The 13,807-nt window shown below is 47.9% G+C and carries 12 protein-coding genes and 1 riboswitch; of the genes, 8 read left to right on the top strand and 4 right to left on the bottom strand.

The annotated features are described in order from the left end of the window. The first annotated feature begins 130 nt into the window (after positions 1-130). Positions 131-991 (top strand): alpha/beta fold hydrolase, encoded by an 861-nt coding sequence (locus AABA75_RS21095; protein WP_338294715.1) that lies wholly within the window; start codon positions 131-133, stop codon positions 989-991. Between the two features lie 38 nt (positions 992-1,029). Here AABA75_RS21095 and AABA75_RS21090 read toward each other — a convergent pair whose 3' ends face one another. From AABA75_RS21090 to AABA75_RS21080, 3 genes are all read right to left on the bottom strand, one after another. Next, entirely contained in the window at positions 1,030-2,115 is a 1,086-nt protein-coding gene (locus AABA75_RS21090) for a DUF917 domain-containing protein (RefSeq protein WP_338294714.1), read from the bottom strand. Then, positions 2,112-3,674, bottom strand: a complete 1,563-nt coding sequence (locus tag AABA75_RS21085; protein WP_338294713.1) for a hydantoinase/oxoprolinase family protein — start codon at positions 3,672-3,674, stop codon at positions 2,112-2,114. The genes AABA75_RS21090 and AABA75_RS21085 overlap by 4 nt, the downstream gene beginning before the upstream one ends. Before the next feature lie 93 nt (positions 3,675-3,767). Further along, positions 3,768-5,045: a purine-cytosine permease family protein gene (locus AABA75_RS21080; protein WP_338294712.1), complete on the bottom strand. Its 1,278-nt coding sequence runs from the start codon at positions 5,043-5,045 to the stop codon at positions 3,768-3,770. Positions 5,046-5,188: 143 nt separating this feature from the next. On the opposite strand from AABA75_RS21080, the gene AABA75_RS21075 reads away from it, so the two are divergent. Beyond that, on the top strand, positions 5,189-5,686 hold the full coding sequence (locus AABA75_RS21075) for an Lrp/AsnC family transcriptional regulator (protein ID WP_338294711.1): 498 nt from the start codon (positions 5,189-5,191) through the stop codon (positions 5,684-5,686). A gap of 374 nt (positions 5,687-6,060) precedes the next feature. Here AABA75_RS21075 and AABA75_RS21070 read toward each other — a convergent pair whose 3' ends face one another. After that, entirely contained in the window at positions 6,061-7,218 is a 1,158-nt protein-coding gene (locus tag AABA75_RS21070) for a serine hydrolase domain-containing protein (protein WP_338294710.1), read from the bottom strand. A gap of 221 nt (positions 7,219-7,439) precedes the next feature. Here AABA75_RS21070 and AABA75_RS21065 point away from each other — a divergent pair, with 221 nt between their 5' ends. The 6 genes from AABA75_RS21065 to thiS all read left to right on the top strand — a co-directional run bounded on the left by AABA75_RS21065 (position 7,440) and on the right by thiS (position 13,806). After that, the gene (locus tag AABA75_RS21065) at positions 7,440-8,801 is read left to right on the top strand and encodes an Ada metal-binding domain-containing protein (protein WP_338294709.1); all 1,362 of its coding nucleotides are present in this window, start codon (positions 7,440-7,442) and stop codon (positions 8,799-8,801) included. Continuing rightward, positions 8,802-9,299 (top strand): methylated-DNA--[protein]-cysteine S-methyltransferase, encoded by a 498-nt coding sequence (locus tag AABA75_RS21060; protein WP_338294708.1) that lies wholly within the window; start codon positions 8,802-8,804, stop codon positions 9,297-9,299. An 18-nt stretch (positions 9,300-9,317) separates the two neighbouring features. Continuing rightward, positions 9,318-10,217 (top strand): DMT family transporter, encoded by a 900-nt coding sequence (locus tag AABA75_RS21055; RefSeq protein ID WP_338294707.1) that lies wholly within the window; start codon positions 9,318-9,320, stop codon positions 10,215-10,217. A 157-nt stretch (positions 10,218-10,374) separates the two neighbouring features. Further along, positions 10,375-10,498: riboswitch (TPP riboswitch) on the top strand. Positions 10,499-10,592: 94 nt separating this feature from the next. Continuing rightward, positions 10,593-12,512 (top strand): phosphomethylpyrimidine synthase ThiC, encoded by a 1,920-nt coding sequence (gene thiC / locus AABA75_RS21050; protein ID WP_338294706.1) that lies wholly within the window; start codon positions 10,593-10,595, stop codon positions 12,510-12,512. Positions 12,513-12,515: 3 nt separating this feature from the next. Continuing rightward, positions 12,516-13,625, top strand: coding sequence for an NAD(P)/FAD-dependent oxidoreductase (locus AABA75_RS21045; protein ID WP_338294705.1), 1,110 nt, complete (start codon positions 12,516-12,518; stop codon positions 13,623-13,625). Next, on the top strand, positions 13,609-13,806 hold the full coding sequence (gene thiS / locus AABA75_RS21040) for a sulfur carrier protein ThiS (RefSeq protein ID WP_338294704.1): 198 nt from the start codon (positions 13,609-13,611) through the stop codon (positions 13,804-13,806). Before AABA75_RS21045 ends, thiS begins: the two co-directional genes overlap by 17 nt. The last annotated feature ends 1 nt before the right edge of the window (position 13,807 follow it).

Genomic DNA, 13,807 nt, shown 5'->3' with positions numbered 1-13,807 from the left:
ACTAGTATTGTTATATAGCATTCATATTAAGGTTTTTTTAGTATACTGATTAAACAAGCGCCTGATCGCTGTAGACATTACTTCTACGGCTTTTAGTAAGAATGTTAAGTCCCATGAGAAAGGAATCACCATGTTTTATAGACTTTTACTTGTATGTTTAATATTGCCAAGCTTGCATACTTCAGCCGAAGAACTTATTGCAACCAAATCTGGCATGTTTGATGTGGGCGGTTATAGCCTTTATTTGGAATGTTATGAGAATGACAAGCCAAAATTAATATTAGAACAAGGTTTCGGTCGCTCAGGCTCGGATGGAGTCTGGTTAAATAGTATTAATAAACTCAAAGACCATTACAGTATTTGTCTTTACGATCGTTCTGGCTTAGGAAAAAGCGAAAAAGGGCCCGTTCCTTTTACGATTAACGATACCGCTAATCGCCTTCGTGCTCTTTTAGCTAGCGCAAACATAAACCCACCATATTATTTTGCTGGAGGTTCTTACGCTTCATATGTAGTTACTGCATACAACAACCTCTATCCAGATGAAGTATCAGGTGCTGTGTTTATCGCTCCTCCTACTCTTGGGTACTTTTACACAATGGGTACTCGTTGGCCTCAAAGTTTTGAAACCGACAACGAAGAATTAAAACGTTACATGGAATTTGAGAAAACTGTACTAAATCCAATGTTCGAAAGAGTTCCAGAAAACGTTGATCATATGGAGAGTTATAAACAACTATCAAACTCCAAAGGTTTTGACTCTAAGCCTATAATTGTCATTCGCGCCAAACAAACCGGAGAATCCTACGACCCTGCTTTTGTGCCAGATAAGATAGCGAAAAGAATGGAAGTATTAGAACAGGGTGCAGAAGAATATTTCAAATCACTTTCGACTAATGTCGAAATCATTTATTCAGAGTCGGAAAAACATCATTTACATATTTCAGATCCAGACTTAGTTGTCGCAAAAATAAAGACGTTAGCCAGGTAGTGGGATTTGAAAAACCACTTAAGATTCTTTTTTTAACCTCACATTGTTTCCAACGGCACATAATCCAGATCAAAGCCAAAACATCGGGGGCTGACGGCTGCCAAGGCTTTTTCGCTGCGGTAGAAATCCGGGCAGCCTATGGCGAAAATCGCCACCCGTTGACCATAGCGCAGTCGCTCCGCGTTAATGGGTTGGGTTGATTCGTAATCTACGATCACAATTAAATCCGGGACAGAGGTGAGTACTTTGTCGTTTTCTGTGGCCAGTAAGTATTCGTTTTTGATGCTGATTTTAATTTCTCGTTGGGCATCAGCAAAATCCACGATAGTGGCTTCTCCTACATCGTAACCGCCGACTATTTGTGTACTTTTGTCTACTACCTTGCCGCAACCCAATAGTTCGCAAGCACCATACAAGGAGTCTTTAAACAGGGCCTTTAGAGCTGGTAGGTGTTGCTGGGCATTGGCTCTTTGGCTGCGCAAAAGCTTTCCTAGCTCAATGGCGAAACTCAAGGTACCGGGAATGATGGATTGTTTTAACTGTGCGCCGGTCATGGGATGCTCTGCAGTAGTGAGCATACCACCCGACGCCATTGTCAGTGCCCGGATATGGCGCTCATAGGTAGCGGTATCTGGGGTAGTAAAGGTGGTGATATTGCCCAGGTAATCACAGGCGATAGCTGGGGAGGGGCATACGCCTTCAATGGCGTAGCTCATCATTTGTGCTTCAGGCAAGGCACGGCCCATGCCGTCACCGTCCACAATAGGAATGCCGGTTGCGGCTGCGGCAATCAACGGCAAGAGAGAGTTAGCACCGCCTATTTCAAAAGCGGCGATGGCATCCACCTTTTTGCCAGTGTGAGATTGCCAGGCGTTTAAGGCATTTTCGGCCTCGGATAACGAGGGCAATAACTCCAGGCTAACCGTTGGTGCGCCAACACCACCTAAAGTGATAATGGTGGCGTCATCTGCCAGTTCTTGCGCTTGTATCAGGCTAACATCGCCGTATTTGGCTAATGCCTGTTTGGCCAGTAACAAGGGCACATAAGGATCGCCGCCACCGCCGGTGGCCAAAAATACCGCGCCTAAAGCGAGATCGTCTAACTGTGCTGCTGTAATCTTCATGCTGACACTCCTTTTGCTGCTGACAATGTGATATCACCAATCACTTTGACTCTGAGTTTAATATTGCCATCGTCCATGTAAGGGATGCTGGTCTCTTCGATATCTGCCAGTTTCAGGCTGTCCGGGATGGCACCTGCGGCAATGGCATTATCAACGGCTTGCTGTTTAACCTGCTGGATGGCGGCCTCTCGGGACAGGCTACGGTAATTCAACATGGCTTCGGCTTCGCCACCAATTTGGGCGATAGAGGCGCCAATGGCATTGGCCACGGCGGCATTTTCCGGACGTATCACCTTTGAAGCCGATTGCAGCTCATCTTGCACCAGAATGGCACCGCCACCTACCAAGATGACAGGCACGGGTTTGCTGCCGGGCTTCATCATATCGATATGCTGATCCAGCATACTTTTGATTTGCTCTCTGGCATTGTTCACGGTGTCGGGCGAAAGCTGCGTCAGTCTTGTGGCATCGCCAATTTCCGCTTTGCCCATAGCCACAATAATGTCCGTGGCGGTAAGTGTATTGCCACCAAACACTAAGCCTTCATTCACCAGGTTATGGCCTATGGATTGCGGCCCCAGGCGTTTACCGTTGTCTTGTACAATACTGCCACCACCCAGGCCCACCGCCTGAATATCTGGCATACGAAAATTAGTGCGCACCCCGCCTACCTCTATCACCACATTGGATTCCCGCGGGAAACCATCCTGCAATACACCGATATCCGACGTGGTGCCGCCGATATCTACTACGATGGCATCTTTAATTCCCGTGAGCTTACTGGCACCCCGTAATGAGTTAGTGGGGCCGGAAGAAAAGGTTAACGCCGGGTATCTTGTGATAAATTCCGCATTCATCAAGGTGCCGTCGTTTTGGCTGATAAACATCGGGCAGCTCAGTCCTTCTTTTTGCAAGGCATGTAAAAAGGCTCGTACCACTTTTTGAGCAAAAGGCAGCAGGGCCACGTTGAGCGCTGCGGCATTTTCTCGCTCAAGAATGCCCAGTTTGCCCATCTTGTGGGAAAGGGTTATCTGGGCATCGGGGATGTGCTGTTCGATATAGCGCTGTGCCTGGAACTCTGGCTCAGAATTCATAGGGGAGAAAGCCGAGGCCAGGGCAATATTGCGAATGCCTTTGGCTTTGATATCGCTAACCACCGACTCCAGCTGCTCAAGGTTTATTTCGCTTAACGGCCAACCATCGTAGAGATAACCGCCGTTAACCTGATAGCTTTGCAATTGCATGGCTTGCACCAGATCTTGAGGCCAGTCACAACCCGGTGGTAAGCCTTCACCTGAAGGCAAGCTCAATCGAATGATGGCGGTGGGGGCCAGTTCACGACGCTCTACCACGGCATTGGTAAATTGCGTGGTGCCAATCATTACTGACTGGATTTGCTGAGCTTTAATTCCAGACTCTTTGATGACTGTACGCAGGGCACTAACAATGCCAGAGGTCACGTCCTGACTGGTGAGGGCTTTGGTGGCGGCCAGCAAATTATCACCGTGCATTAAGACGGCGTCGGTATGGGTGCCTCCTACATCGATACCTATACGCATGGGGTTACTCCTGAATCCTGCTCAGATTCTCTAGTTACAAGTTAAACAAATGGGTGTAAGTGGATGGAACTAATCTCAGTTAAAGGATTAGATTCAGCCCGGTGGCGGATTACTATTAAAAAACATTTTGCCGCAGCCCCAATAAACCAAGCCACATAACAGGATGGCATCCAACACATTGATGCCGGTAAGCGTAGGTATGGCGTAAAACATATCAGCAACCGCTAAGCTGGCTCCCGCAAACCAGGCGATGGCAGCAGCCCATGAAAAGGGAATGCTTTGGTTCAGTGTTTTGGCGCAATAAAAGGGTTTGTACAACAGAAAATAATCAATCAGGATCACTCCGGCGACGGGTACAAAAATAGCCGACAAGATCACCAGAAAACCGATAAAGTAATCCAGAATATCAAAGGACGCTGCGACGATACCCACAAGCCCTAATAATCCGGTAAACAGGTGGTTTTGCGCTTTGGGCCAGGTAGCGCCGATACTCAAACAAGTACTGTAGAGGTTCAATGAATTGAGCACCCAACTGCCGCAGATCACGATGGCAAATGCCATCACACCCAAACCAATGGCCAGCATCAGTTGTAAAATATCAGTATTGCCCGTTGCCGCACCCGACCAGGCCGCTACCACCATCACCAATAACTGCACCACCAGATAAGACCAAAAAGCCGTATGCCAGGCGCCTCTGGCTTGCCGACTAAAGCGAGTGATGTCGGGCAGAATAATCGCACCAATGATAATTGCACCCACGATGGCACTCACCCCCTGACTCATGGCGATATCTTCGTTATTACCCGTTTGCAAAAACTCACTGAATGGCAACATCTGCAAGGCATTGTAGAGCATGAACAAGGTGACTAACGCAATGACAGGCACCATCCAAGAGGCAATGCGATTGATAGCGGAAAATCCGATAATGGTGGTGAGTGTCATCAAGGCTCCGGCGATTAGTTCGATGGCAAAACCTGAGATACTCTCCACTTGATATTGTTTAAATAATTCAACGACTGCACCAGAGAACAGGTCGATGTTCACCCCAAACCAGCCTAATAACGACAAAGCGAACGCCAGGTTAATGGCTGCAGCGCCCTTATCTCCAAAGGCAATGCGCACCAGCTGATAGGAGCTCATCCGGGTTTGCACACCCACAGTGCCCATGGCACCTCCTATCAAGGTGAGAATAACGCAGCCAACCAGCATTGCGATTAAGGCACTTTGCACGCTCAAGGATTGCGACACTTCCAGCCCGGTGATAAAGGTGGGCAGTGAAAAGGCCACCATGGCTGAGATCGCAGCAATGCGCGGCCAAGCTATCCAGTCTTTATTTGATGGCAGTGTTGTTTGCACTTCTGGTACAGGCATTGGGCTTGCTCATTGTGATGACTTTTTATCAGTCTATAACATGCTGAAAAAATTATTGTTTGAAGTGCCCTCTGGTAAAAACAGATTGTTTTTTATTTGCCCACAGATCAAAATCTTCTTTTGTTTACAGGTTCAGAGGCGATATGGCTAAAAAGAACATCAAGCTGGATGCCATTAATAAACGCATACTAGCCACCATTCACAAGCAAGCAGACCTGTCTAACCAAGAGTTAGCTGAGTTGGTAGGTTTGTCCCCCAGCGCTTGCTTCCAGCGCACCAAGGCATTAAAGGAAGCAGGATATTTCTTTAATTTTCACACTGAAATGGACCTGGAGCGGATCTGTGAGCATATGCTGGCCTATGTCGAAGTGAAACTGCACTCCAATACGCCGCAAGCCAGAAAGCCCTTCGAACAAGCGATACAAGATATCCCCGAATTTATGGATTGTTTGCGAGTGGAAGGGGAATTCCATTACATGATGTTCAGCTGCTTTCCCAATATACAGGCGCTGAATCAGGTGTGTGATGATATTGCACGCAACAGCAAGCTGGAGGTTAAAGAGATAAAGGTAAAAACCATCCTTGAGCGCACTAAATGGTATCTGGGCTACCCACTGGAAAAGCTCAAGTGGTTGGAATAGATATTTAGTCCTGCGAGCACTACTTATTTTTGTGTTTTTTTACCAATTTTATTGCCAATAAGAAGAGCGCAAGGATTGTCATTGCAATAGCGAAGTCCACATATATTGGAGTGTTTTCTGGTAAAACCTGTACCAGTACTAAACTGGTGATAAAACCAAATATAAAGAGCTTTGCGTTACTCATTTATCTCATCGTCCATGTCAATTAAAAGACTGCAGTACAAGAAGTCTGTACTGGGTCTGTTAATGATCATCAAAACATAAAAATAGCTGGGGAAAAACTGTACCAAAGTACAGGTTTTTACTGATGTGAATAGAGAAGATTAAGTGGTTAAGGTAAGTGGTGAAATGTTTAGCGGACAAGACTTCTGTGACTATTTACCCGCAGTGAGTTGCAGGTTTTCACGTACTTCGTGAGTCTGGCGAGCCAGATAGCCTGACCAGAAATCAGCGCCTAATTCGTTCATCAGGTTGGCTTCGGCATTCATCAGCATCGCCACCCCAATACCCAGCTCGGAGCAGAAAGAAACTTCCGCGCGATAGCCCTTAACCCAGCCACTGTGGTAGGCCACCTGCAAACCATCAATCTCGTACACTCGCCAGCCCAAGCCATAATGGGCGTTGTCCAGTAGCTTGCGCCAGGCGCGACGACGTAATTCTCGAGTGGTGCGGATATGGGGTTGAGTGATTTCTTCGATAATCGCTGGCTCAATCACATCGGGGTACTCGCCAAGCATGGCTTTTAACCAGATGCCCATGTCGTGACTATTAGTATTGATGCCAGCTGCGGGTGAAACCCGATAATAGGATTCGTTAATACGGGTCTTTTTCCAGTTTTTGGCGCGAGTTAACACATGGGGCTTGGCCCAGTCATCGGCTTTTACCAGCGGGGTACTGCCCACACTGGTATGGTACATATTCAGTGGTGTTAATAGCTCTTGCTCCAGTACCTGTCCATAGGACGTATCTTGTTGCTGGAAATGATATTCCAGTACACCGAATAAGGCGTTTTGATAGGTATAGCATTTGCCTGGCTGGCACAGGGGCTTTAAGTCTTTTAACTCATCGATAATTCGCGGTAAGGAATAGTTGGCTTCGATTAAGTTATCGTAGGCATTGCGCATTAAACCGCTGCTCTGGCTGAGTAAATGCTCTAACGTAATGGTGCGGTTGTTGCTGCTGAAATTGAAATCCGGTGCGAGTTCTTGCAGGGGTTGTTGCCAGTCTAACTGGCCTTTGTGCACTAATTTGGCGGTGAGGCCACCGGTAAAGGTTTTGGATACCGACGCCAATCGAAACAGGGTTTGTTCATCAACTGGCTGGCCATGTTTTTCTGTTAAGCCGGTGCTGAAATAGCGAGGGTCTCGGTTGCGTTCAATATACACCATACTGAAGCCGGGAATATTCTGGCCCTGGATTTTGCTGCGGGTGTCTTGCCAGAATGTGTCGATGAAATGCTCATCCGCCAATCCTTTAGTCGGATTGAGCGCTGTGAACAAAACAACAATGACAAGCAGACGCAAAAAACTCAAAACAACCCCGTTAAACGCAATTTACAAAAACCAAGGGCGTCAAAATAAGCACACCCAAGCGTCGCATTATCCTGATAAACGGTCTGCCTTGCAATGTTGCCTTGTTGAATAACCAGGCGAATGGCACAGAATAAACATCATTATTGAGTTCCGAATTCATCGCATCTGTTTCGTATTTTTAGCGTAAACTGCCTTTCAGCGATTACTTCAAGGAGCACAATATGAATTACCAGACCTGGCAACAAGCCAGATTAAGTCGGGATCGGCGCTTTGATGGTCGTTTTTTTGTGGCGGTGAAAACCACGGGCATTTTTTGTCGCAATATCTGCCCGGCCAATCTACCTAAAGAAGAGAACGTCGAATATTATGCTCATGCGGCACAAGCGCTGGATCACGGTTATCGCCCCTGTTTGCGCTGTCGTCCGGATAGTGCCCCGAGTTCCTATGCCTGGTTAGGGGTTGAAACCACCGTTGTTCGTGCCATGAAATTATTGCGGGATAATCCCGAATCCGGGCTAGATTCTATTGCTCAGCGACTGGGGATTTCCGATGGTTATCTGCGCAAGTTATTTCGCCAGCATTTGGGGGTTTCTCCCAAGCAATATCAGTTAACTGAGCAGCTTTTGTTTGCCAAAAAACTTCTGCACGAAACTAGCCTGTCAGTGGAACAAGTGGCCCTAACAGCCGGTTTTCAATCTGCCAGACGCTTACAACAAAACCTGAAAGATACCCTGCAATTAACCCCCACGCAAATCCGGCAACAGCAAAGTCAGGAAGGTAAACAGTTGCAATTGTATTTGTCCTATACGCCGGACTATTGTTGGCGACAGGTGCGGGATTTCTGGCAAGTCAGAGCGGTGCCCGGCATGGAAACCGTCACCGACGATAGTTATGCTCGCAGTTTTAGCTGGCAGGACGACAAAGGTTACCTTAGTGCTGAGATAGAGCCTGAGCGTTTTCGCTTTAAAGTTACCCTCAGCTTGCAAAACTATCAAAGCCTGCGTTTCGTTTTGCAAAACATTAAGCGGGTATTGGATCTCGAGACGGATTACAGCATTGTCAAAGAAGGATTACTGCAAACCGGATTGACAACAGAGCAGTTAACGCCGGGGATCCGCATTCCAGGCGTATGGAGTTTATTTGAAGCTGGCTGTCGCGCGATTTTAGGGCAGCAGGTGTCTGTAAAAGCGGCGGTGAATAAAGTGGCACAATTAACCGAAGAATTAGGCGAGCCACTGCCAGGAGAACAACAACTAACGCGCTTGTTTCCCACACCAGAAGCGGTTGCAAAAAGTGAGCTGGCATTTTTGAAAATGCCCGAGGCGCGCAAGCGAGCATTGCGGGCATTGGCGCAATACCTTCACGATAATCCCGAGGATAATAGCCCAGATGCTTGGCTAGAAATTAAAGGCATTGGTCCCTGGACTGTTGCCTACGCCAAGATGCGCGGTTTGTCCGAGCCGGATATCTGGCTGGGGACGGATCTGGTGATCAAAAAACAAATTGAGCAATTTTCATTACAAACCGATGCAGCTGCGCCATGGCGCAGCTATCTGACCTTTCAACTGTGGGATCACGCTTAAATGGAAACTCAAAAAAATACCGCCTTTGCCTATCTACAAACACCAATCGGTTTATTGGAAATCGCCGCTGAACAGGCGCATTTGAAGCATATCTTGTTTGTAGAAGATGCCCTGCAGGTTGCATCCGAAGCTCGGGTATTACAAGAAGCAAAAAAACAATTATCGGAGTACTTTGAAGGTAACCGCAGGGTGTTTGATTTGCCGTTATCACCGCAAGGCACAGCATTTCAGAACAAAGTATGGCAGGCACTTTTGACAATCGACTACGGGCAAACCTGTAGCTATGTGGATATCGCAGAAACATTGGGAGATAAAAACGCGGTGCGCGCGGTGGGGGCCGCCAATGGTAAAAATCCATTGAGCATTGTAGTGCCTTGTCATCGGGTTATTGGCAAAAACGGCAAATTGACTGGTTATGCTGGTGGATTGTCCAGAAAAGCATGGTTGCTGGATTTAGAATCAGGGCACAATAGCCCTTCGCAATTTGAACTCATATAAGTATAAAAAGGACATTTTATGCAGGCTAAATCTTATCTGGAACTTGTTATTCTGGGGGCCTTGTGGGGCGCATCATTTCTGTTTATGCGCACCGGTTCGCCGGAGTTTGGTGCTTTTTCTCTGATTCTTATCAGAGCGTCAGTTGCAGCAATTTTTTTAGTGCTGCTGATGTTGTTCATTCGCCGTCATGAAATGCAGCAAATACGAACCCACTGGAAACACCTGGTCATATTGGGCCTCACTAATACCGCGATACCCTTTACCTTGTTTGCATGGGCAACGCTTTCGCTGGAAGCGGGGTTAACAGCCACATTAAACTCAACTGCCCCTATGTTCGGTGCTTTGGTGGCCTGGGTGTGGCTAAAAGATAAGATTGCAGCGGGCACGGCTTTGGGATTAATCGTGGGTTTTGGCGGTGTCTTTATTCTGATGTCGGAGAAAATTTCTGAGGATGTTCTACTCCTGTTGCCCATTTTAGGGGCGCTACTGGCATCCACTTGTTATGGCTTTGCGGCTTGTTACTCCAAGCTGTATGCAGCGGGAATGAGGCCTTTAGCGGTGGCAACCGGCAGTCAGATCAGCGCCAGTATCATGCTCATTATTCCGGGTGTGATGACATGGCCAGAAACGATGCCATCGGTCAGTGCCTGGCGTGATGTGATAATGCTTGGTATCGCTTGTACTGGCATTGCTTATATTCTGTATTTTCGCATTCTGGCGCGGGAAGGTGTGAGCAAAGCACTGTCGGTAACCTACCTGGTACCGCTATTTGCCTTTATCTGGGGTTGGTGGTTTATCAATGAGCAAGTTACCCAAACCATCATGCTTGGAGCCGCCACCATTTTACTGGGTGTAGCCTTAACCACAGGTATGTTGAAACTGCCAGGTAAGCGAGCATTAGCCAAAACAAACCCTTAAATCCGAGTTGTTGCTTGTCTTTGCAACCCGTCTTAGTAGAAAAATAATTACCTGTTGACAGTTCGTTTCAGGCTAAAGTAAGGTAAAAAAGACGAAACAAAGTTGATCAAATAGTCAATCATTGAGCAGATCGATTATTTGATGGAATTAGAATTACTACTTCTTGTCGGAGTGCCTGAGTTTGCAAGTTAACCTTTGCAAACTCAGGCTGAGATCGCAGTTGCGGGATCCGTGAACCTGACCAAGTTAATACTTGCGTAGGAAACAAGAAAGCAAGTCATATCCTCCAAAATAGATCGATGGAGGATAGTGCTGCTTCCTGTCCAGCTCCTTCTTTTATCTGACAAGACCGATTTAACTAAAAGAGGTCTTATCATGAAAAACAAAACCATTACTGCACGACAACGTCGTGCCCAAGCCGAGCAGTTCATCCAACAGCTGCGCGGTTACGATTATCCAAATTCCAATAAAATTTATGTCACGGGTGAGCAACCCGGTGTCAAGGTAGGCATGCGTGAAGTGCAGCTGTCTGACAGTCTGGTCGGCGGTACTGAGACTGCGCCGCAATATCGACCTAATGCGCCGGTGCGAATTTATGATACCTCTGGTGTCTACGGTGATCCTGAGGTGCCTCTTGATGTGCGCAAGGGGTTACCGAAATTGCGCCAACCCTGGATTACAGCACGTGATGACAGCGAACTTTTATCGGCTCCCAGCGCTGGATTTTCGCAGCAGAGGTTGGCGGACGAAGGGCTGGATCATATCCGCTTTGAGCACCTTCCCGCCATTCGACGTGCGAAAACCGGGCGAAATGTCACTCAGATGCACTATGCCAGAAAGGGCATTATTACCCCTGAAATGGAATACGTCGCCATTCGGGAAAACATGGGCCGGGCGCAGTTAGCAAATGAAATTCGTCAGTTGCAACAGCAAGGCGAATCGTTTGGTGCTTCTATTCCCCAGCAAATTACCCCCGAGTTCGTACGAGATGAGATAGCACGTGGTCGAGCCGTGTTGCCCTGCAATATCAATCATCCTGAAAGTGAACCCATGATTATCGGGCGCAACTTTTTAGTGAAGGTCAATGCCAATATCGGCAATTCATCGGTAACCTCTTCCATCGAAGAAGAAGTAGAAAAGTTGGTTTGGTCTACCCGATGGGGGGCTGATACCGTGATGGATTTATCTACAGGTCGCAATATTCATGAAACTCGGGAATGGATTATTCGCAATAGCCCGGTACCTATCGGCACGGTGCCTTTGTATCAGGCGCTGGAAAAAGTAAACGGCGTGGCGGAAAATCTGACCTGGGAGATTTATCGCGATACCTTAATCGAGCAAGCTGAACAGGGAGTGGATTACTTTACCATTCACGCAGGGGTGTTATTGCGTTATGTGCCGCTCACTGCAAAGCGCGTTACCGGTATTGTTTCTCGTGGCGGCTCTATCATGGCGAAATGGTGTCTGGCACACCACAAAGAAAACTTTCTCTACACCCACTTCGAAGATATCTGCAAAATCATGCAGCAATACGATGTTAGTTTTTCGCTTGGTGATGGTTTGCGTCCAGGCTCTATTGCCGATGCCAATGACGCTGCCCAAATGGCTGAGTTGGCCATCTTGGGCGAGCTGACAAAAATTGCCTGGCGTTACGATGTGCAGACCATTGTAGAAGGGCCAGGACATGTGCCCATGCAACTTATTAAACACAATATGGACGAACAGTTGGCCTTATGCCATGAAGCACCTTTTTACACCCTGGGCCCACTGACTACCGATATCGCACCGGGCTACGACCATATTACTTCAGCGATTGGCGCGGCTCAAATCGGTTGGTATGGCACGGCGATGCTGTGTTATGTCACACCCAAAGAGCACTTGGGGTTACCCGACAAGGAAGATGTAAAAGAGGGTTTGATCACCTATAAAATCGCCGCTCATGCCGCGGATTTAGCGAAAGGCCATCCCGGCGCTCAAGTTCGCGATGATGCGCTATCCAAAGCGCGTTTTGAGTTCCGCTGGCTGGACCAATTTAATCTCAGTTTAGATCCTCAACGGGCGCGCGAATATCACGATCAAACGCTGCCACAAGAGTCGGGTAAAGTGGCTCACTTCTGTTCCATGTGTGGTCCTAAGTTTTGTTCCATGAAAATCTCTCAGGATGTACGTGAATATGCCGCCGAGTTAGGGCAGGAGGCTATCGATATTCAGATATTGGATATCGAAGCGGAAATGCAGCAAAAGGCGGCGGAATTCAAACGCGCTGGCAGTGAACTCTACCACCCTGCGGAATAAGCCATGAACATAGCGATATTGGGATTTGGTTTAATGGGGCGGCTGTGCGCTTTGCAACTGCGCAACTGTGCCAGACTCACTGTGTTCAGCGCAGATGAGGCGGACAGTTCAGAAAGTGCCGGTGCGGTGGCGGCTGCAATGATGGCTCCTCTATCGGAAGCTGTGCACTGCAACGACATACAGTTATTAAACCTGGGGAGAGAGTCACTGGCAATTTGGCCAGAGATTCTCGCGGACCTATCTGATCCTGTATGGTTCCAACAAGCCGGCACTATGGTGGTTTGCCATCACAACGATAGAGCGTTATTGAGTGAATTTCATCAGCGTCTGGCGCCGTTAGAGCCAGATTGCGCCATGTTGCCAGCGGTACATTTAAGAGAGATAGAACCTTCATTACCGGAAAATCTCCAGCAGGGATTATGGCTGGAAGGGGAAGGGCAATTGGATAACAAAGCCTTTTATCGCGCTAGTCTTCGGGCCTGCCAGCAGGCTGACGTAGATTTCTTCTGGCAGACTGAAATCGACAGTCGTTCGGGATCCCGCTGGGCAGCCGAATGGACGCAAGGGCGCATTGCAGGGCAGCAATTTGATGCGGTGTTGGACTGTCGAGGTTTGGGCGCTCGACACACGCTGGCGATGGTGCCCGGCAAGGTGGGGCTGTTGCGGGCCGTGCGGGGCGAAATCATTCGGGTTATCGCGCCTGATGTACAATTTACTCGCCCGGTGCGCTTCATGCATCCAAAATACCCGCTCTATGTCGCGCCAAAACCGAACAACGAATACGTTATTGGCGCCACTGAGATAGAAAGCCAGGACGAGAGCGCCATTAGCTTGCGCTCAACCATGGAGCTATTGTCTGCTGCATATGCCTTACATCCGGGATTTGCCGAAGCTCGCATCCGCAGTGCACGAGTGGGCTTGCGGCCTGCTTTTCCGAATCATCATCCAGAAATCTACAATTACGGTCGGTATTACAGCGTGAATGGTTTGTATCGTCATGGATACTTGTTAGGGGCTTTGTTTAGCCGGGCTTTGGCGAATTTAATACAAGACAAAACGATCCCCAACTCTGTCCAGCAGTTTGTCAGGAGGTCGCATGAAAATCCGTTTTAATGGCGAGCAAGTGTTAATTGAATCGCAGCAACTCGCTGATTTTTTATTAAGCAGAGTCGATCCTAACCAAGCGTTCGCCGTAGCGCTCAATGGTGATTTTGTGGCAAAGCAGAATTACGCAACGATCACTCTGAGTGAGGGAGATGAACTTGATGTTCTGATCCCCATGCAAGGAGGTTAAT

The organism is Planctobacterium marinum (genome assembly GCF_036322805.1).
In the GTDB taxonomy this organism is placed as follows: Bacteria; Pseudomonadota; Gammaproteobacteria; order Enterobacterales; family Alteromonadaceae; genus Planctobacterium; species Planctobacterium marinum_A.
Note: the sequence above shows the minus strand (reverse complement) of the source record. Positions and strands in the feature narration are given on the sequence as shown.